Source organism: Pseudoxanthomonas mexicana (assembly GCF_001556105.1).
Lineage (GTDB): Bacteria > Pseudomonadota > Gammaproteobacteria > Xanthomonadales > Xanthomonadaceae > Pseudoxanthomonas_A > Pseudoxanthomonas_A mexicana_A.
Genome location: NZ_LSIF01000031.1, coordinates 12646 through 31256 on the forward strand (window position 1 = coordinate 12646; position 18611 = coordinate 31256).

The 18611-nt window shown below is 68.2% G+C and carries 14 protein-coding genes and 1 pseudogene; 6 read left to right on the plus strand and 9 right to left on the minus strand.

Going from position 1 to position 18611, the window contains the following annotated elements; genetic code table 11:
• Positions 1-60 precede the first annotated feature (60 nt).
• From AX730_RS05360 to AX730_RS05385, 6 genes and pseudogenes are all read left to right on the plus strand, one after another.
• Positions 61-1182: an HDOD domain-containing protein gene (locus tag AX730_RS05360; protein ID WP_062353097.1), complete on the plus strand. Its 1122-nt coding sequence runs from the start codon at positions 61-63 to the stop codon at positions 1180-1182.
• 89 nt (positions 1183-1271) lie between these two features.
• Positions 1272-1877, plus strand: a complete 606-nt coding sequence (gene lexA / locus AX730_RS05365) for a transcriptional repressor LexA (RefSeq protein WP_062353100.1) — start codon at positions 1272-1274, stop codon at positions 1875-1877.
• Between the two features lies 1 nt (position 1878).
• A pseudogene (gene imuA / locus AX730_RS05370) lies at positions 1879-2481 on the plus strand (translesion DNA synthesis-associated protein ImuA); the annotation flags it as partial.
• A 93-nt stretch (positions 2482-2574) separates the two neighbouring features.
• On the plus strand, positions 2575-3993 hold the full coding sequence (locus AX730_RS05375; RefSeq protein ID WP_062353103.1) for a Y-family DNA polymerase: 1419 nt from the start codon (positions 2575-2577) through the stop codon (positions 3991-3993).
• The gene (locus tag AX730_RS05380; RefSeq protein ID WP_269746985.1) at positions 3990-7235 is read left to right on the plus strand and encodes an error-prone DNA polymerase; all 3246 of its coding nucleotides are present in this window, start codon (positions 3990-3992) and stop codon (positions 7233-7235) included. The genes AX730_RS05375 and AX730_RS05380 overlap by 4 nt, the downstream gene beginning before the upstream one ends.
• Before the next feature lie 8 nt (positions 7236-7243).
• On the plus strand, positions 7244-7879 hold the full coding sequence (locus tag AX730_RS05385; RefSeq protein WP_062353162.1) for an alpha-ketoglutarate-dependent dioxygenase AlkB: 636 nt from the start codon (positions 7244-7246) through the stop codon (positions 7877-7879).
• Positions 7880-8089: 210 nt separating this feature from the next.
• On the opposite strand, the gene flgL is transcribed toward AX730_RS05385, so the two are convergent.
• The 9 genes from flgL to AX730_RS05430 form a co-directional block, all read right to left on the minus strand.
• Positions 8090-9292 (minus strand): flagellar hook-associated protein FlgL, encoded by a 1203-nt coding sequence (gene flgL, locus AX730_RS05390; protein ID WP_062353109.1) that lies wholly within the window; start codon positions 9290-9292, stop codon positions 8090-8092.
• On the minus strand, positions 9289-11172 hold the full coding sequence (gene flgK / locus AX730_RS05395; protein ID WP_062353112.1) for a flagellar hook-associated protein FlgK: 1884 nt from the start codon (positions 11170-11172) through the stop codon (positions 9289-9291). Before flgK ends, flgL begins: the two co-directional genes overlap by 4 nt.
• A gap of 14 nt (positions 11173-11186) precedes the next feature.
• On the minus strand, positions 11187-12239 hold the full coding sequence (gene flgJ, locus AX730_RS05400) for a flagellar assembly peptidoglycan hydrolase FlgJ (protein ID WP_062353165.1): 1053 nt from the start codon (positions 12237-12239) through the stop codon (positions 11187-11189).
• A 10-nt stretch (positions 12240-12249) separates the two neighbouring features.
• A complete protein-coding gene (locus AX730_RS05405; RefSeq protein WP_083537737.1) occupies positions 12250-13431 on the minus strand; it encodes a flagellar basal body P-ring protein FlgI in 1182 nt (393 codons plus the stop codon).
• A 10-nt stretch (positions 13432-13441) separates the two neighbouring features.
• Positions 13442-14128 (minus strand): flagellar basal body L-ring protein FlgH, encoded by a 687-nt coding sequence (gene flgH / locus AX730_RS05410; protein WP_062353114.1) that lies wholly within the window; start codon positions 14126-14128, stop codon positions 13442-13444.
• A 34-nt stretch (positions 14129-14162) separates the two neighbouring features.
• The gene (gene flgG / locus AX730_RS05415; RefSeq protein ID WP_062353117.1) at positions 14163-14948 is read right to left on the minus strand and encodes a flagellar basal-body rod protein FlgG; all 786 of its coding nucleotides are present in this window, start codon (positions 14946-14948) and stop codon (positions 14163-14165) included.
• Positions 14949-15890: 942 nt separating this feature from the next.
• Entirely contained in the window at positions 15891-16643 is a 753-nt protein-coding gene (locus tag AX730_RS05420) for a flagellar basal body rod protein FlgF (protein ID WP_062353120.1), read from the minus strand.
• A 28-nt stretch (positions 16644-16671) separates the two neighbouring features.
• Entirely contained in the window at positions 16672-17892 is a 1221-nt protein-coding gene (gene flgE / locus AX730_RS05425; protein ID WP_062353122.1) for a flagellar hook protein FlgE, read from the minus strand.
• 37 nt (positions 17893-17929) lie between these two features.
• A complete protein-coding gene (locus AX730_RS05430) occupies positions 17930-18610 on the minus strand; it encodes a flagellar hook capping FlgD N-terminal domain-containing protein (RefSeq protein WP_062353126.1) in 681 nt (226 codons plus the stop codon).
• Between the last annotated feature and the right edge of the window lies 1 nt (position 18611).

Here is an 18611-nt window from a genome sequence, read left to right on the forward strand (position 1 = left end):
GCCTCCGCAACCAGGGAGGCGCGCGTTGGAACTTGCACGAACGATCCAAGGGGAAGTGCTTTGCGCATTCTGTATGTTGGCGACACCGCCTGCCTGCCCGCCGACCTGGCCGACTACATCGGCGACATGGGGGATGCATGGACCGTCGAATCGGTGGCCGATGGCAAGTCGGCGATGTTCGCGGTGGCCAATGGGCCGGTCGACGTGGTGATGGTGGGGCCGGCGGTGTCCGACCTGCCGCCGGCTACGTTGCTGGGACAGATCCGCACGCTGCGCCCGGAAACCATCCGCATCGCCTTGCTGGAAGGCAGCACCGACAGCATGGCCGCCCCGATCAAGCTGATCGGCGTGGCGCACCGCTTCCTGCCGTTGCCGCTGTCGTCGGAAACGGTGCTGGAATCGATCCACAGTCTGGAAGAGCTGCGCGACCTGCTGGACAGCCCGCGCCTGCGTCGCGCCATCGGCCGCGTCGAACACCTGCCGTCGCCGCCGCACCTCTATTTCGCGCTGACCCGCGCGCTGGAAGAGGACGAAGGCACGGCGAACGATATCGCCACGCTGGTCGCCGGCGATCCGGCCATCGCCGCCAAGGTACTGCAGCTGTGCAACTCGGCCTATTTCTCCAATGGCCGTTCGATCACCGACATGCGGGCCGCGGTGACGCGGCTGGGACTGGGCACGCTGCGCGACCTCGTGCTGGCCAGCGAAGTGTTCTCGATGAAGACCGCGTCCAGCATCGACCGCGGCGCGCTGCAGCAACGTGCATTGCTGGCCTCGCGCCTGGCGGCGAAGATCCTGCCGCGCACCAGTTCCGAACTGGGTGCCACCGCTGCGCTGCTGGCCGACATCGGCCTGCTGCTGCCCGGCGTGCGCGACGAGCGCGACATGCCGGCGGCCGAGGACGACGACCGTCCTGGCCACACCGAGGCCGGCGCCTACCTGCTGGGCCTGTGGGGCCTGCCGATGCCGATCGTCGAAGCGGTGGCGTTCCACCGCCAGCCGCAGCGTTCCAGCCTGCGCAGCTTCTGGGTGCCGGGTGCCGTGCACGTGGCCGGCGCGCTGGCCAGCAACGAGCCGGTGGACGAGGGCTACCTGAAGTCGCTGGGCGTGCTGGACCAGTTGCCCAGCTGGCGGCAGATGGCCGAAACCATGGTCGAGCGCGCCGAAGAACAGGCGGCCTGATCGTGCCATCGGCGGGGTGTCGCTAACCGATCGGCGGCGCCCTCGCCAGTCTCGCCTTGTGCGACCGATGGGTGTACAAATGTACACCCATGGATCCTGTCGACCTGCCTCCCCAACGTGCCGCCGTCCTGGCCTTCCTGCGCCGGGAACTGGCGGCCGGGCGCGCGCCCAGCCTGGCGGACATCGCCGACGCCTTCGGTTTCGCTTCGCGCAATGCCGCGCAGAAGCACGTGCAGGCGCTGGTCGCCGACGGCCTGCTGGAGCAGGCGCCGGGGCAGAAGCGCGGGCTGCGCCTGCCCGGTGGCATGGCCGACCTGCTGCCGCTGCCGGTACTGGGACGTGTCGCCGCCGGTCAGCCGATCGGTGCCGACATCGGCCTGGACGAACAGCTGTGGCTGGACCGCCGGCTGTTCTCGCCACAGCCGGATTACCTGCTGAAGGTGCAAGGCGATTCGATGATCGACGACGGCATCGTCGACGGTGATCTGGTCGGCGTGCATCGCACGCCGGACGCACGCGATGGGCAGACCGTGGTGGCGCGCATCGACGGCGAGCTCACCATCAAGCGGCTGCAGCGCGAACGTCGCCGCATCCGTCTGCTGCCGCGCAATCCGGCGCATGCGCCCATCGAGGTCGCGCCGGGACAGGACTTCGCCATCGAAGGCGTCTACTGCGGCCTGGTGCGGCGCGGCTGACATGGGCGCCGTTGTCGCCCTCGACACGTTGCTGGCGGCGCGCACGCTGTGGCATGCCGGCCGCAGTGCGGCCATTGCCGCCGACGGCGAACCCACCGGCCACACTGCGCTCGATGCGCTGCTGCCGCAGGGCGGCTGGCCACGACGCTCCCTGACCGAACTGCTGCTGCCCGCCGATGGCGTGGGCGAGTTGGCGCTGCTGCTGCCCACGTTGGCGCGGATGACGCAGGCCGGCAGTACGGTGGCGGTGATCGCACCGCCCTACATTCCGTATGCACCGGCGTGGCAGGCCGCCGGCGTGGACCTGGCGTTGCTGGAAATCGTCGACGCGGCACCACGCGATGCGCTGTGGGCGTTCGAGCAATGCCTGCGCAGCGGCGCCTGTGCCGCCGTGCTCGGCTGGCCGGTGCAGGCCGACGGGCCTGCACTGCGCCGCCTGCAGGTGGCGGCCGACAGCGGCGAATGCCTGGGTTTCGCACTGCGCGACCGTCGCCATGCCGCCAATCCCTCGGCCGCCGCGTTGCGACTGGAAGCCGTCAACGATGCGCAGGGCGGCAGTACCTGGCAGGTGCGTAAATGCCGCGGTGGGCCGGCGCCTGCGCAATCCTTCGCGCCAGGGTCTGTTGACGCGATTGGAAACGGCAACGTGACTTGTCCCAATCGCGTCAACAGACCCTCGGCGCATTGAGGCCCGCCGATGCTCTGGGCCTGTGTACTGCTGCCGCAGCTGGCGCTGGACGCCGTCCTCCGGCGTTTGCCTGATCCCGACGCGCCGCTGGCGCTGGTCGGTGGCTCTGCACAACTGCGTACGCTGCATGCGGTGAATGCAGCCGCTGCACAGTCGGGCTTGCGCGGCGGCATGCGGCTGACCGCCGCGCATGCGTTGCTGCCGGAGTTCGCGATGGTCGACTACGACCCGCAGGCCGAAGCGCGATCGCACCGATTCCTTGCGTCATGGGCGTACCGGCACAGCTCATTGGTCAGTGCGCAGTGGCCGGGTTGCCTGGTGCTGGAAGTGCGCGCCAGCTTCCGCCTGCTGGGGCCGTGGCCGCGCATCGAGGCGCGCTTGCGCGAGGAGCTCGGCGCACTCGGTTTCCAGCACCGCATCGCCTTGGCGCCGACGCCGCGCGCGGCGCACGTGTTCGCCGGCCTGCGCGATGGGCTGGCGGTGATGCAGCCGGCGGCGATGGCGGAACTGCTGGATCGCGTGCCGGTGCGGCGTGCGCGATTGCCGGACGACAACGGCGAGCGCCTGCATCGCATGGGCATCCGCGACCTGCGCACGCTGCGCGCATTGCCGCGCGACAGCCTGCGCCGCCGTTTCGGCCTGCCGGTGCTGGAACACCTGGACCGGCTGTACGGGCCGGCCGACGATCCGCTGGCGTACTACGCGCCGCCGGACCATTTCGACGCACGCATCGAACTCGGCTACGAGGTCGAAAGCCACATGGCGCTGCTGTTCCCGCTGCGCCGGTTGATCGGTGACCTGTGCACCTATCTGTCCATCCGCGACGGCGGCGTGCAGCGCTTCGTGCTGCGGCTGGAACATGAGGAAGGGCACACGGACGTGGAGGTCGGCCTGCTCGCGGCCGAGCGCGAACCGGCGATGCTGTTCGAGCTCACCCGCAACCGGCTGGAGCGCGTGCAGATCGAGCATCCGGTGGTCGGCGTGCGGCTGCTGGCGCGCGAGCTGCCGCCGTTCGTGCCGGCGGCGCGCGACCTGTTCGATACGCGTCCGCAGCAGCAGCTGCCATGGCCGCAACTGCGCGAACGCCTGCGTGCGCGTCTGGGCGACGATGCCGTGCATCGCGTGGCGCCGGCGGGTGATCCGCGTCCCGAACGCGCCTGGCGGCGTGTGCAGGGCGACGGTGCGCACATCACGCCGGCACCGGTACGACCACCACGGCCCGCCTGGCTGTTGCCGCAGCCGATCCCGCTGCGCGATCCGCATCCGCGCATCGTGTCCGGCCCGGAACGGCTGGAAAGCGGCTGGTGGGATGGCGAGGATGCGCGCCGCGATTACTACGTGCTGGAAACCTCGCAGGGCCAGCGTGCCTGGGTATTCGCGCCGCCGGGCGAGCAGGGCGGCTGGATGCTGCACGGGTGGTTCGCGTGAGTCGCGAGGAGGAACGCGGCGATCATCCCGGTGCGCACGTGCCGCGCGCGTGGGAGACCGCGCAGCGGCTGCGTCTGCATGTCGCGGCCAACGACGATGCGTCGCCCGGGGATGGATTGCCGGCCTATGCCGAACTGCACTGCCTGTCGGATTTCTCGTTCCTGCGCGGTGCGTCCAGCGCGGAAGACCTGTTCGTTCGCGCCACGCAATGCGGTTACCAGGCGCTGGCGATCACCGACGAATGCTCGCTGGCCGGCATCGTGCGCGGACTGGAAGCCTCGCGCGCGACGAAGCTGAAGCTGATCGTCGGCAGCGAGTTCACCCTGGTATGCGGACTGAAGTGCGTGCTGCTGGTGGAGACCCTGCACGGATACAGCCGCCTGTGCGAACTGATCACCGTCGCGCGCCGTGCCGCGACCAAGGGCAGGTACCGGCTTACGCGTCAGGACGTGGAACAGTCGCTTGGGTCGGATGATCCCGATGTGGGCGGCCTGTTTGTGCTGTGGCTGCCTGGCCATGCGCCGGACGACATGCAGGGGCGCTGGCTGCAGCAGGTGTTCGGCGCGCGCGCGCACCTGGCGGTGGAACTGCATCGCGAGCAGGACGACACTGCGCGTCTTCAGCGATTGCTCGATCTCGCAACGCAGCTGTCGATGACGGCCGTCGCCAGCGGCGACGTGCACATGGATGTGCGCCGGCAGCGGGCATTGCAGGACACGATGATGGCGATTCGCCACGGCCTGCCCCTGTCGGAGTGCGGTGGGTACCTGTTCCGCAACGGCGAGCGCCACCTGCGCACGCGGCGGGCGTTGGGCAATATCTATCCCGCCGCATTGCTGCAGAACGCCGTCGCGTTGGCACGGCGCTGCACCTTCTCGATGGGGGAAGTGGAATACCGCTATCCGGCCGAACTGGTGCCGGATGGTCATACGCCGACCAGCTGGCTGCGCGAGCTGACCGAGCAGGGGATGCGCGAGCGTTGGCCCGAGGGCACGCCGTCCTCGGTGGTCGAGCGGATCAATGGCGAACTGGCGCTGATCGAAGAACTGAAGTACGAAGCTTTCTTCCTGACGGTCGAAGACATCGTCCGCTTCGCCAGATCGCAGGACATCCTGTGCCAGGGGCGCGGTTCTTCCGCCAATTCCGCAGTCTGCTTCGCGCTGGGCATCACCGTGGTGGATCCGGCGGAGAGCCGGCTGCTGATGGCGCGCTTCCTGTCCAGGGACCGCGGCGAACCACCGGACATCGACGTGGACTTCGAGCACGCCCGCCGCGAGGAAGTGCTGCAGTACGTCTACAACAAATATGGCCGTCGACGCGCCGCACTGGCCGCCACCGTCATCCGCTACCGCGGCAAGAGCGCGGTACGCGACGTGGCCAAGGCCTTCGGGCTTCCGCCGGATCAGATCGGCTTGCTGGCCGAGTGCCATGGCTGGGGCAATGGCGAGACGCCGATGGAGCAGCGGCTGCACGAAGCGGGCTTCGATCCGGAGAATCCGCTGATCCACCGCGTGCTGGCGGTGACCGGCCAGTTGCGCGGCCATCCGCGCCATCTCTCGCAGCATGTCGGCGGCTTCGTCATCAACGACGGACCGCTGTCCGAGGTCGTGCCGGTGGAGAACGCGGCGATGGACGGCCGCACCATCATCCAGTGGGACAAGGACGACCTGGAGACGATGAAGCTGCTGAAGGTCGACTGCCTGGCGCTGGGCATGCTGACCTGCATCAAGAAGGCCGTGGACCTGGTCACGCAGCATCGCGGCTACACGATCGACCTGGCCCGGCTGCCGCCGGGAGACAAGCGGACCTACGCGATGATCCAGGCCGCCGATACCGTCGGCGTGTTCCAGATCGAATCGCGCGCGCAGATGAGCATGCTGCCGCGGCTGAAGCCGAAGAATTTCTACGACCTGGTGATCGAAGTGGCGATCGTGCGCCCCGGCCCCATCCAGGGCGGCATGGTGCATCCGTATCTGCGGCGGAGGCAGAAACAGGAGTCGGTGACTTATCCGTCCGAGGGGATCGAGGCCATCCTCGGCAACACGCTGGGCATTCCGCTGTTCCAGGAGCAGGTGATGGAACTGGTGATCCATGCCGGCTATACGCCGTCGGAAGCCGATGGCCTGCGGCGCTCGATGGCCGCGTGGGGCAGGGGCGGCGACATGACACCGCATCGCGACAAGATCCGTCGGCTGATGGAGGAAAAGGATTATTCATCCGAGTTCATCGACCAGATCTTCGAGCAGATCAAGGGCTTCGGTTCCTATGGATTCCCGCAGAGCCACGCCGCCTCCTTCGCCAAGCTGGTCTACATCAGCTGCTGGCTGAAGCGGCACGAGCCGGCGGCGTTCGTCTGCGCACTGCTCAACGCGCAGCCGATGGGGTTCTATTCGGCCAGCCAGATCGTGCAGGACGCGCGGCGGGGCCATTGGGCGGGGCGACCGCGTGTCGAGGTCCGTCCCGTGGATGTGGCCAGCAGCGACTGGGACAACACGTTGGAGGGAGGGAGGATGCGGAGCGAGGCGGTCCGCGGAGGGCAGGCCGCCGTGCGGCTCGGCTTCCGCCAGATCAGCGGGCTGTCGGAGACGGTGGGCAAGGCGATCACGGTCGCCCGCGCACAGCGGCCGTTTGCCGACGTGCGCGACCTGTGCCTGCGCGCCAGCCTGGACGAGAAGGCACGCAATGCGCTGGCCGAGGCGGGCGCCTTGCAGTCGCTTGCCGGCCATCGTCATGCGGCGCGATGGGCGGTGGCCGGCGTCGAACGCCAGCGACCGCTGCTGCCGGGAAGTCCCGATGAGGACGAGATCGTGCTGCCTGCGCCTGGTCCGGTCGAAGATGTGCTGTCGGACTATCGCGTCACCGGGCTGACACTGGGCACGCATCCGCTGGCGCTGCTGCGCGACCGCCTGCGCCGTGAGCGCGTGGTCGATTCGCGGCAGTTGCAGCACCTGCCGCACGGGCGCGGCGTGCACGTGGCTGGCATCGTCACCCAGCGCCAGCGGCCGGGCACCGCCAGCGGCGTCATCTTCGTCACGCTGGAAGACGAGCACGGCGTGATCAACGTGGTGGTCTGGGCGCGCATCGCCGAGCGTCGGCGCAAGGCCCTGCTCGGCGCGCGGCTGCTGGGCGTGCGCGGCCGCTGGGAACACGTCGATGGCGTGCGCCATCTGATCGCGCAGGACCTGCATGACTTCAGCCACCTGCTGGGCGAGCTGCAGACCAGTTCCCGCGACTTCCACTGACGATCATGATGCACGCGCTCTCCACCCTGACCGACGACCTGTTCGCGCCTGCCATGGTGCAACTGGTGGACGATGCCGAAGGCGGCATCTGCTACTGGCCCGACGTGATCGATCCCGTGACGGCGCGTGCATGGTTCGACCGGCTGCAGGCAAGCGCGGCGTGGACGCAGCTGCAGCGACCGATGTACGACCGCATCGTCGACGTGCCGCGGCTGCTGGCGAACTACGCCGTCGACGCGCTGCCGGACGACCTGCCGCTGGCGCGCCTGCTGGCCTGCGTACAGAGGAAAGCGCCGGCACCGTACTCGCGCATCGGCATGAACCTGTACCGCGATGGCAGCGACAGCGTCGCCATGCACGGGGACAAACTGCATACCGTGGCGACCGGCCATCCGATCACGCTGGTCTCGCTCGGCGCCCCACGGCGCATGCTGATCCGTGCCTGTGCGGGAACGCGCGATACCGTCGCCATCGACCTCGCGCCCGGCAGCATCCTGTCGATGAGCCACGCCTCGCAGAGCACCCACGAGCACGGCATCCCGAAGACGCGGCGTGCGCAGGGCGCGCGGATCAGCGTGGTGTTCCGGGTGAGGCCTGTTTCTCCCTCGCCCCGCGTGCGGGGAGAGGGTGCCGAAGGCGGGTGAGGGGCGAGCGGAGAGGAGACGCTTCCACCGACATCGACGGCCAGCATTCGTCTGTCATCAGCGTGTGGATTTTCTGCGCGAAGAGCGCCCCTCATCCGCCCTCCGGGCACCTTCTCCCCGCAAGCGGGGAGAAGGGAAAGAGCAAAAAAAAGCGCCGCGAGGGCATCGCGGCGGGAGGGCAAGGACTGCTTGAAAGGGCTAGGGCCGTCGTCAGCCCATCAGCTTGAACAGCGACAGCTGCTGCATCTGCATGAAGACCGTCTGCGCGGCCTGCAAGGCGGTGTTTTCCATCTGGTAGCGGCCGATGGCCTCGGCCCAGTCCAGGTCGCGCAATCCGGACAGGGTGTCCTTCAGGGTGATGTTGTTGGCTTCGCGCAGCGACGCGGCGGTCTCGATGGCTGACAGCTGCGCGCCACCGCTGGCGCGGGCGTCGATCATCCTGCCCTGCGCGGTACCGACGTCGCGCATCGCGGCCTGCAGGCTGTTCTGCATGGCGGCGCGCTGCGCGTCCGTCGTCGGGCTGGTATCGAGCGTATCGATCAGCCCCTGCACGGTGGCGAAGATGTCGCGGCTGCCGGACGGTCCCAGCGTGAAGCTGTCGCCGTTGGCGGGCTGGCCATCGATCTTCATCTGCACGCCGGCGAAGGCGATGCTCTCGCCCTTGGCGTAGGTGCCCGACGTCACCGGATTGCCGCCCGCGTCCACCACCTGGTAGGTGTTGCCGGCGCCGAACGACAGCGTATAGGTGCCGCCGTTCCACGCCGTGGAATCGGTAACGCTGAAGCCCATCAGCAGGCCGGTGCCGGTGTTGCCGCTGGCGGCCGCGCCATCGATGCGGCCGTCGCCGGTCCGCAGGCGCAGGAAGACATCGCTGCCGGGCAGGGTGTCGGCGACGAACATGTCCGGCGCCACCTCCACTTGCCGCTGCGTCTGGTCGCCGCTGTAGAGCACGTTGCCGCCGGCGATGGCGAACGGCGCGCTGCCGTCGCTGGTACCGCCGAACAGGTAGCGGCCGGCGCCGTCGGTGCTGTTGGCCAGGTCCAGCAGGCCCGCGTAGATCGCCTTCAGCTCGGTGCCGATCGCCTGGCGGCTGTCGTCGCCCATGGCGGCGTTGTTGGCCTGGATGACGAGTTCGTTGACGCGCGCCATTGACTCGCCGACGCGGGTCAGCGCGTTTTCCTGCAGGCCCAGGCGGTTCTGCACCGCGTTGGCGTTCAGTCCGAAGCGTTCCAGTTCGGCGACCGCGCGGTCCAGGCCGACGGCGGTGCCGGCGGCGACGGGATCGTCCTTCGCGGTCACCAGTCGCTGGCCGCTGGCGAGCTGCTGCTGGGTGTGCGCCAGCTTCGCCTGCTTGGCCAGCATCGTCGAGATCGACTGCTGGTACATCATGTTGGTCGAGATGCGGTTGTTCATCGGCGGGTCGCGGCCAGGAGTGACTGGAACAGGGTGTCGGCGGTGGCGATGATCTGCGACGCGGCCTGGTAGGCCTGCTGCAGGCGCATCAGGTCGGCGGCTTCCTCGTCCAGGTTCACGCCCGAGATCGCATCGCGCGAGGCCTGCGCCTGGTCGTTGATGACCTGCTGCGCCTGCGCGGAATAGTCGGCCTGGCGCGCGGCCGAACCGACCTGCGTGGTCAGGCCGCCGATGGCGCCGTTGAGGGTCAGCGTGCCGCCATTGAGCACACGCGCGTCGTCCAGGTTCGACAGCAGCTTGGCATTGCCGTTGTCGCTGGAATTGGCGCCGGTCGGCCCCACGCGGAAGCTGTCGCCGGCCGCCGGTGCGCCGTCCAGCACCACGCTCCAGCCGTTGTAGGCGACGGTCTGGCCAGGCGTGTAGGGGAACGGGCCGGTGCCGTTGATCGTGTACTGGGTGGCGTCGAGGAAGTTGATGTCGACCGGCGACAGCAGGTTGGCGTTCGCCGCGTCAGTGACTTTCAGGCCACTGGCCTTGCCGCTGCCGGTGTTGGTCAGGTCGGTGGTGGCCTTGACCGGCGTGGCCGCGGCGATGCGGCCGGGGTCGCTGATCGCCACGCCGAGATTGCCGGCCGCGCCGGCGGTGGGTTGCAGCAGGAAGCGGTCGTTGGTGCCCGGCGTGGTGCCGGTCGCCAACCGCAGTTCGATGCCGTTGACGACCAGCGGATCGGTCGCCGTGCCGGTGCCGGTCATCGGAATACTGGCGCCGGTATCGGGGTTGGTCGCCACCCAGGCGGCGCCGTCGAAGCGCAGCAGCACGTTCTGCGAATTCAGTGCGCCGACGCTGCCCAGCGACGTCTGCAGGACGGCGTTGCCGGTGTTGCCGGCGTTGGGCGAGATGCGTGGCGCGGGCAGGCTGAAGAAGTCCGCGCCCGTCTGGCCGTACTGGTCCATGCCCGCGCGATGACCGGCGTTGAACGTCTGCGCCAGCGAGGTGGCGACGCGGCCGAGCTCGGCCGACGCCGGATCCAGGACGGTGGCACGGAATTCGATCAGGCCGCCGATCTGGCCGCCCAGTGCACGCGCATCGAGCGTGGTGCGCTGGCCGTTGGTTTCCAGCGCCACTTGCAGGCGTTCGGGCCGGTACGGGTCGGGCACGGTGACCAGCGTGCTGGCCGCGGCGCCCACCACCAGCGGCTGGCCGCCGGCACTGAAGACGTTGACCAGGCCGCCGTCCTGCACGACGGCGTTGCCGCCGGTATAGCCGACGAGTTCGCTGATCAACTGGTCGCGACGGTCCAGCAGGTCGCCCGACGGGCTGGTGCTGCCGCCGATGCGGCCGTTGAGCTGGGCGATTTCCTTGGCCAGCCGGTTCACTTCACCGGTGGCGGCGGTCAGTCCCCCGTTGACCTCGGCGCCCAGGCCATCGAGGTTCTGGTCGATCTGGCGGAAGCGGGTGACCAGCGCATTGGCCTGCGCCAGCACGCTTCCACGGTCGGCCGATCCGGCGGCGTTCGACGACAGCGCGTTGACCGAATCGAAGAAGCTCGACCACGGTGCCGCGATGCCGGTGGCCTTCTCGGAGAACAGCTGGTCCATGCGCGTGGACAGCGTGGACAACTGCTGCAGGCGCGCGAGTTCGCCGCTGCTGTCGAGCAGGCGCGAGGTGGCCAGCGAATCGGCCATCCGGCGCACGTCGACGATCTGCACGCCGTTGCCCTGGTAGCCGTTGCCGAAACTGGTGCCGTCGCGCGCTTCGAACTCCACGCGCTGGCGCGAGTAGCCGGGCGTGTTGATGTTGGCGACATTGTGGCCGACGGTGGACAGGGCGCGCTGGAAAGCGATCAGGGCGCTGCTGCCGGTGGCGAGTAGGTTCGACATGCGTGTTCCCCAGGTCAGCGCCGCAGCGCGTTGCCGATGGCGTTGCCCACGGCATTGCCGACCTTGCCGCCGACGGTGTCGCCGATCGCCGACAGCACCTTGCCCAGCGTGGGGCCGTTGGCGATGGAGGCGATCTTGTTGGCGTAGGTGGGATCGGTGGCGTAGCCGGCGCGTTGCAGGCCGCGTGCGAAGCCGGTGATGTCGTTGCCGGCGGCGAGGGCCTGCTGGTAGCGCGGGTTGTTCTTCAGCAGCCGCACGTAGTCGGCGAAGCTGTCGGCGGGCGAGGCATAGGCGCGGAAGTCCGCGGTTTCCGTGCGCTTCACGCCGTTGCTGTATTCGTGGGTGGCGGTGCTGGCGCGCTCGCCCTTCCAGCCCGTGGCCTTGATGCCGAACAGGTTGTTCGCGCTGCCGCCGTCGCCGGTCTTGATCTGGCGCTTGCCCCAGCCGGTTTCCAGCGCGGCCTGCGCGACGAGCGCGCGCGGGTCCACGCCGAGCTCCTTCGCCGCCTGCTTGGCGTAGTCCCAGATCTCGGCGACGAAGCGTTCCGGCGTGTTGCGCGCGTACTTCGACGGATCGGCCGAGGCGACCTGTTCCACGTCGTCGCAGGCGGTGTCGGGGCGCACGGTGATGGTGTCCAGCGTGATCGTGCCCGGCGACGACGTGGTATCCCGCGCGCTCGTGCCGATGCCGCGGCCGGCGATGGCGTCGAGCATCGAATCGGATTCGCGGCCCGGCAGCAGGCGCTTGTAGGCCGACAGCGCGGTGCTGGCCGGCACTGCGGGCGTATTCGTATCGGTGGCGCCCAGCTGGCGCGCGATCATCGGCGCCAGGCCCAGGCCGCGGCCTTCGCTCATCGTCTTGGCGATCTGCTGGTCGTACATGTCGCGGAACATCTGGTTTTCACCGGGGAACAGCGAGTCACCGAAGCCGGCCTCGCGCATGCACTTGATCATCATCTGCGCGAACTGGCCTTCCAGCTTCTTCGCGACCTCGTGGATGCGCGCGTTGTCCGGCTTGCCGCCGGCGTCGGCCAGCGGGAGGGCGGGATTCAGCGTTCCGATGGGCATGCTCGCCATGTCAGATCACCTCGAGCTCCGCGCGCAAGGCGCCGGCCTGCTTCAGGGCTTCCAGGATCGCGATCAGGTCGCCGGGGGCGGCGCCGACCTCGTTGACCGCGCGGACGATTTCATCCAGCGAGGTGCCGCCTTCGAACTTGAACATGCGGTTGCCCTCCTGGCTGATCGACACGCTGGACTGCGGCGTCACCACCGTCTGGCCACCGCGCGAGAACGCGTTCGGCTGGCTGACGTTGGCCGATTCGGTGATGGTCACCGTCAGCGAGCCGTGCGTCACCGCGGCCGGCATCACCTGCACCTGCGCGCCGATCACGACCGTGCCGGTGCGCGCATTGACGATGACCTTCGCCGGCGCGCTGCCCGGCGTCAGCTCCAGGTTCTCGACCTGGGCGAGGAAGTTGATGCGGCGCGAGATCTCGGCCGGTGCGCGCACGGCCACCGTGACGGCATCCAGCGCATAGGCATTGCCGGCGCCGAAGTTCTGTTCCAGCGCCGCAACCATGCGCGACACCGTGGTGAAATCGGCGCGGTGCAGGTTCAGCGTGATGGTGCCTTCGCCGCTGTCCAGCGCGTTCGGGATCGCACGCTCGACGGTGGCGCCGTTCGGAATGCGACCCACGCTGGGCACGTTGACCGAGACGCGCGAACCGTCCTTGCCCTGCGCGCCGAAACCGCCGACCACCAGGTTGCCCTGGGCGATGGCGTAGACCTCGCCGTCGGCGCCACGCAGCGGCGCCATCAGCAGGCTGCCGCCGCGCAGCGAGGTGGCGTTGCCGATCGAGGACACGGTGATGTCGATCGGCTGGCCGGGCTTGGCGAAGGCGGGCAGGTCGGCGTGGATCGCCACGGCGGCGACGTTCTTCAACTGCGGATTGACGTTGGCCGGAACGTTGACGCCCAGCTCGCCCAGCAGGTTCTTCAGGCTCTGCACGGTGAAAGGCGCCTGGCTGGTGCGGTCGCCGCTGCCGTCCAGGCCGACGACCAGGCCGTAGCCGACCAGCGGGTTGCTGCGCACGCCACCGACCTGCGCCAGGTCCTTGATGCGTTCGGCACGCGCGGCGGGCGCCAGGCACAGCAGCACCAGCCCGATCCAGGCCAGCAGGCCCAGCCAGGTGTAGGCGTCGATGCGGCGCGGCTTCTTCGTCGTCGTTGGCGCGGCGCGGCGGGTGTCGTTGGCGTCCATCACGCGGTGCTCAGTTCGGAAAGATCGGGGAGTTGAAGAAACGACCCAGCCAGCCCATCGAGTTGGACTGCGCGATCGCGCCGCGGCCGCCATAGGCGATGCGTGCGTCGGCGACCTTGGCGGAGGAAATGCTGTTGTCCGGGCTGATGTCGGCAGGCCGCACGATGCCCTGGATCTGCACCAGTTCGTCGCCCTGGTTCAGGCGCATGTTCTTCTGGCCCTGCACGACCAGATTGCCGTTCGGCATGCGCTGGATCACGGTGACGGTCACGCTGCCCTGCAGGCGGTTGCTCTGCGCACTGTTGCCTGCGCCGTTGAAGCCGCGCTCGCCATTGACCGACGCGCTGAGGATGTCGCGGCCGTTGAGGGTGAGCGGTGCGCCGGCGATGTTCGGTGCGGCGAGTGCGATCTCGCTCTTCTTGTCGACCGAGGTGGTGGCCGACGTCTGCGCGTTGGTGTTTTCCACCAGGTTGATCGTCAGCAGGTCGCCCACGTCGCGCGCGCGGCGGTCGGCGTACAGGTTCAGGCCGGGGCCGGCGCGGTAGATCGATCCCGCGGTGGCGGGTGCCTGCGCAGCGACGACGGGCTGGATCGGCTGCATCGGCGCGTACGGGCGCACGTCGCCGTAGTAGCGCGCGCAGCCGGGCAGCAGCATCAGGGCGCAGACGAGGGTGGTGGCGGACGTGGAGCGCTTCATGGCGTGTCTCGTGGCGTGACGGGTGGGTGCGACGTCAGACGTTGTTGTTGAGGTAGCCGAGCATCGAATCGGTGGTGGAGATGGCCTTGGCGTTCATTTCGTAGGCGCGCTGCGTCTCGATCATGCTGACCAGCTCCTCCACGACATTGACGTTGGAACCTTCCAGCGAGCCCTGCACGACGCTGCCCAGGCCGTTGAGGCCGGGCGTGCCGTTCTGCGCGGGACCGGAGGCGGTGGTTTCGACATAGAGGTTCCCGCCCTTGGCCTGCAGGCCCGACGGATTGACGAAGTCGGTGAGCGTCAGCGAACCGATTTCCAGCGCCTGCGCCTGGCCCGCCATCGTCACGCTGACGGTGCCGTCGCTGCCGATGGTCATCGACTGCGCGCCTTCGGGAATCTGGATGCCGGGCTGCACGGGGTAGCCGCTGTTGGTGACCAGCTCGCCCTGTGCGTTGATCTGGAACGAGCCGTCGCGCGTGTAGGCGGGCGAGCCGTCGGGCAGCAGCACTTCGAAGAAGCCGCGGCCGTTGACCATGACGTCCAGCGAGCGGCCGGTCTGCTGCGGGTTGCCCTGCTGGAAGTCCTTGGAGGTCGACACGACGCGCACGCCGGTACCGAGTTGCAGGCCCGAGGGGAGCTGGGTCTGCGAGGACGTGGAGCCACCGGGTTGGCGGACCTGCTGGTACAGCAGGTCTTCGAAGCTGGCACGGTCGCGCTTGAAGCCGGTGGTGTTGGTGTTCGCCAGGTTGTTGGAGACCACGGACATGCGCGTCTGCTGCGCGTCCAGTCCGGTCTTGGCGACCCAGAGGGCTTGGGTCATGGCGTGGTTCCTCGCGTGTGGAAGGGGCGGAATCGCGTGCTGCGGTTCCTCACCCCCTCTCAGGCAAGTCCTGTGCCGAAACACGTGTCGTGGTTCTGGCGCTGGGATCCATGCCGAAGTGGGACGGGGGTCATGGTCGCGGCGGAATGCCGGCGGGCCAGGGTGTCAGCCCCTCTCCCACCGGGAGAGGGGTTGGGGTGAGGGGCAACGGAGTCTGTGTCATCGGGCTTCCCTTGCTGTCACCACATCCACGATGGCTCTTTGGTTCGATGGCCTTGCGGGAAGCGTCTCCTATCCGTTTTAGATGGCGCCGCCTGCCGCGGGGGCCTTACTTTTCTTTGCTTGTGCAAAGAAAAGTAAGCAAAAGAAACACACCCCGGCGGTCCGCCCGCCGCAAGCGGCGGGTTCGCAGTCCCGGCGGGAATTTTCGTGCAGGGCATCCTGCCCTGTACGAAAACGGCGCACATCCCTGTGCGCCGCCCCTGCGGGGTTTTACCCGCCGCGACTGCCGGACCTCGGGGGCCTCAAGAGCCACACTTGGGACATCCGAGGCTGCCGCTTTGCTTTTGCTTGCCTTCGGATCCCCATGAGGCACGGCGAGTGGTCCGGGCACAACCCGAAGGGCGCCGTCATGGATGACGGCGTTTCCGTATGGCACATGGATGTGCCTTACGGAAATTCCCGGACCGCTCGCGGACCCTGCGCGCAGCGCAGGGCGTGCCGCCTGGGGTGTGTTTCTTTGATTCTTTCTTTGCACAAGCAAAGAAAGAATGCCCTCCGCGGCGAGCGGCACCATGCGTAAGAAAGGAAAATCCGTCCCGCGAGGCCATCAAACCCAGAGTCCTCGCGGACGTGGTGACAACACTGGGAGGCCTGAAGACACGGACTCCGTTGTCTCTCACCCCAACCCCTCTCCCGGCGGGAGAGGGGCTCAAAAAAGCGTCAGCCGCCCAACCGCAGCAACTGATTCGACGACTGCGCCATCTCGTCGCCGCTGCGGATCACCTTCACCTGCATCTCGAACTGGCGCTGCAACTGGATCATCTGCACCAGCGCACCCGCCGCATCCACGTTGCTGCCCTCCAGCACGCCCATCGTCAGGCTGTTGCCGTTGGCCACCGGCAGCGCCGGCGCCTGCGGATCGGAGGGACGCATCAGCCCATCGCCACCACGGGCGAGTTGCGACTGTGCGGCTTCCACGAGGCGCATGCGGCCGATCACGGCCATCGTCTGCGGGCCTTCGCCCTGCGGGATGATCGAGACCGTGCCATCGGCGCCGATGTCGATCGACTGCGCCGGCGGCACCGCGATCGGATTGCCGTTGTCGTCCAGCACCGCGCGGCCGCCGGCGGTGACCAGCTGACCGTTCGGGGTAACACTCAATTCGCCGTTGCGCGTGTAGGCCGTGCCACCGTCGGCAGCCTGCACGGCCATCCAGCGGTTCGGCTGCAGCGAGACGTCGAGCGAACGGCCGGTGACCACCTGCGAGCCGGTGCGGCCGTCGAAGCCCGGATCGATCGACACCGCGTCGATGCGCGACGGGAAACCCTGGCCCGGGATCTTGAACGCCTCGGTGCCGGCCAAGACCGCCTTGAAGCCCTTGGTGTCCACGTTGGCCAGGTTGTGCGACACGGTGCCCTGCGCCTGCAGCGAAGCGCGGGCGCCGGTCATCGCAACGTAGAGGGCCTTGTCCATGCGTCAGTCTCCGTCGGCGTCGGCTGGATCAGCGGATGTTGATCACGGCCTGGGTGATCTGGTCCTGCGTCGACAGGGCCTGCGAGTTGGCCTGGAAGTTGCGCTGCGCCACGATCATGTTGACCAGCTGTTCGGTCAGGTCGACGGTCGAGGCTTCCAGTGCGCCGGAGGCCACCTGGCCGAAGTCCGACGTACCCGGTGCGCCGATGCGCGGCTCGCCCGAGGCGTAGCTGTGCGTCCAGGTGTTGTTGCCCTGCGACACCAGACCCTGCGGGTTGCTGAAGTTCGCCAGCGCGACCTGGCCCAGCGCACGATCCTCGCCGTTGGAATAGCGCGCGTAGACCACGCCGGTTTCCGACACGCTGAACTCGTTGAGTTTGCCGGTGGCGTAGCCGTCCTGGTTCTGGATGCGCTTGGCGAACTGCTCGCCGTACTGCGTGGTGCCGCTGATGTTCATCGTCATGTTCAGCACGCCGGCACCGGTGCTGGGCGTGAACGGCGCCAGCGTGATCTGGCCATTGGCCGGCGCGGTCAGCGTGCCGTTGTTGTCGAACTGTACCGTCGTCGGCGCACCTGTCGAGATGCCGTCCACATACGTGTTCATCTGCCACTCGTTCGGGTTCGGCGTCTTCACGTAGTACACGGTCTGCTGGTGGGCCACGCCCAGCGAGTCGTAGACGGTGACCGAGGTCGTTTCGTTGTAGCTGGCGCTGTCGGTCGGCGAGAACGGCGTGATCGTCGGCTGCGCGGCATTGCCGGGCAGGGTGACGCCCAGTTCGACGTTGGTGGTCGGCGACGGCGGACTGTCGGTGGTCAGCAGGCGCAGGTCGCTCATGTTGCCGGTGTCGAAACCGACGCCATCGGCGCGCGGCGGGAACACCTGCAGGCGGTAGCCTTCCGGCGTGGTCACGTAGCCGCTCGCGTCGCGCTGGAAGTTGCCGGCGCGCGTGTAGACGTTGGTGCCGTTGTTGTTGACCGTGAAGAAGCCTTCCTTGTCGACGGCCATGTCCAGGTAGCGGCCGGTCTGGTTGATGTCGCCCTGGGAGAACTGCTGGGCCACGTTGGTCAGCCGTACGCCAGCGCCGATGCCGTTGCGCATCAGGCCGTAACCGGTGGACGAGAACACGTTGGCGAACTCGGCCCGCGACTCCTTGAAGCCGGTGGTGTTGACGTTGGCGATGTTGTTGGAGGTGACGTTGAGGTCGGCATTGGCCGCCCTCATGCCGGACAGTGAACTATTGAATGCCATGGAAGACTCCTTGCGGAAGACGGTGGGCGTGCGGGGTTCAGGACGTCGACTTGCCGACGCGCAGCACGTAGTCGAGCGGTGCGGTGCCCAGGCCGGGCAGGTTGAGGTACAGGCCGTCCGAGCCGATGGTCACGCTGTCCACGGTGGCGTCGACGTAAGTGTTGAGCGCGCTGCTGGTGCCGTCGGTGGCGGTGTGGGTGGCCTTGATCGAATAGGTGCCGGAGGCGGCGCGTTCGCCATTGGCCTTCAGGCCGTCCCACGAAAACGCCGTTTCACCCTTGGCCGTGGCGTCGACTTCGACGGTATCCACGACGATGCCGCCGGCGTCCTTGATTTCGAAGGTCACCTTGCCGGCGCCCGGCGACATCACCAGGCCGCTGGCATTGCCGGAGGCGGGCAGGGCGATCGATTCGGACGGCACCACCACCGAATATCCGACCAGCGCGGCGCCCTTCAGCACCTGGTCGCCGGTCAGCGCCGCCGTGAAGCCGTTGACGGTGCCGTTGAGGTCGCTGATGCCCTGCACGGTGGAGAACTGCGCCAGCTGGGCGACGAACTCGCTGTTGGACAACGGCTTCAGCGGATCCTGGTTGCTCAGCTGCTCGGTCATCAGGCGCATGAAGTCGGCCTGGCCCAGCGTGTCGGCCTTCTTCTTCGGGGTTGCACCGGTGCCGCTGGTGTTGAGGGCGGCAAACGGATCGCCGTTGACAGTGGTCATG

Coding starts and splice junctions, on each gene's coding strand:
- AX730_RS05420 (WP_062353120.1), bottom strand. CDS start 16,643: ATGGACAAGGCCCTCTACGTTGCGATGACCGGCGCCCGCGCTTCGCTG.
- AX730_RS05385 (WP_062353162.1), top strand. CDS start 7,244: ATGCACGCGCTCTCCACCCTGACCGACGACCTGTTCGCGCCTGCCATG.
- flgE (WP_062353122.1), bottom strand. CDS start 17,892: ATGGCATTCAATAGTTCACTGTCCGGCATGAGGGCGGCCAATGCCGAC.
- AX730_RS05405 (WP_083537737.1), bottom strand. CDS start 13,431: ATGGACGCCAACGACACCCGCCGCGCCGCGCCAACGACGACGAAGAAG.
- flgL (WP_062353109.1), bottom strand. CDS start 9,292: ATGAACAACCGCATCTCGACCAACATGATGTACCAGCAGTCGATCTCG.
- lexA (WP_062353100.1), top strand. CDS start 1,272: ATGGATCCTGTCGACCTGCCTCCCCAACGTGCCGCCGTCCTGGCCTTC.
- flgH (WP_062353114.1), bottom strand. CDS start 14,128: ATGAAGCGCTCCACGTCCGCCACCACCCTCGTCTGCGCCCTGATGCTG.
- AX730_RS05375 (WP_062353103.1), top strand. CDS start 2,575: ATGCTCTGGGCCTGTGTACTGCTGCCGCAGCTGGCGCTGGACGCCGTC.
- flgG (WP_062353117.1), bottom strand. CDS start 14,948: ATGACCCAAGCCCTCTGGGTCGCCAAGACCGGACTGGACGCGCAGCAG.
- flgK (WP_062353112.1), bottom strand. CDS start 11,172: ATGTCGAACCTACTCGCCACCGGCAGCAGCGCCCTGATCGCTTTCCAG.
- AX730_RS05430 (WP_062353126.1), bottom strand. CDS start 18,610: ATGACCACTGTCAACGGCGATCCGTTTGCCGCCCTCAACACCAGCGGC.
- flgJ (WP_062353165.1), bottom strand. CDS start 12,239: ATGCCCATCGGAACGCTGAATCCCGCCCTCCCGCTGGCCGACGCCGGC.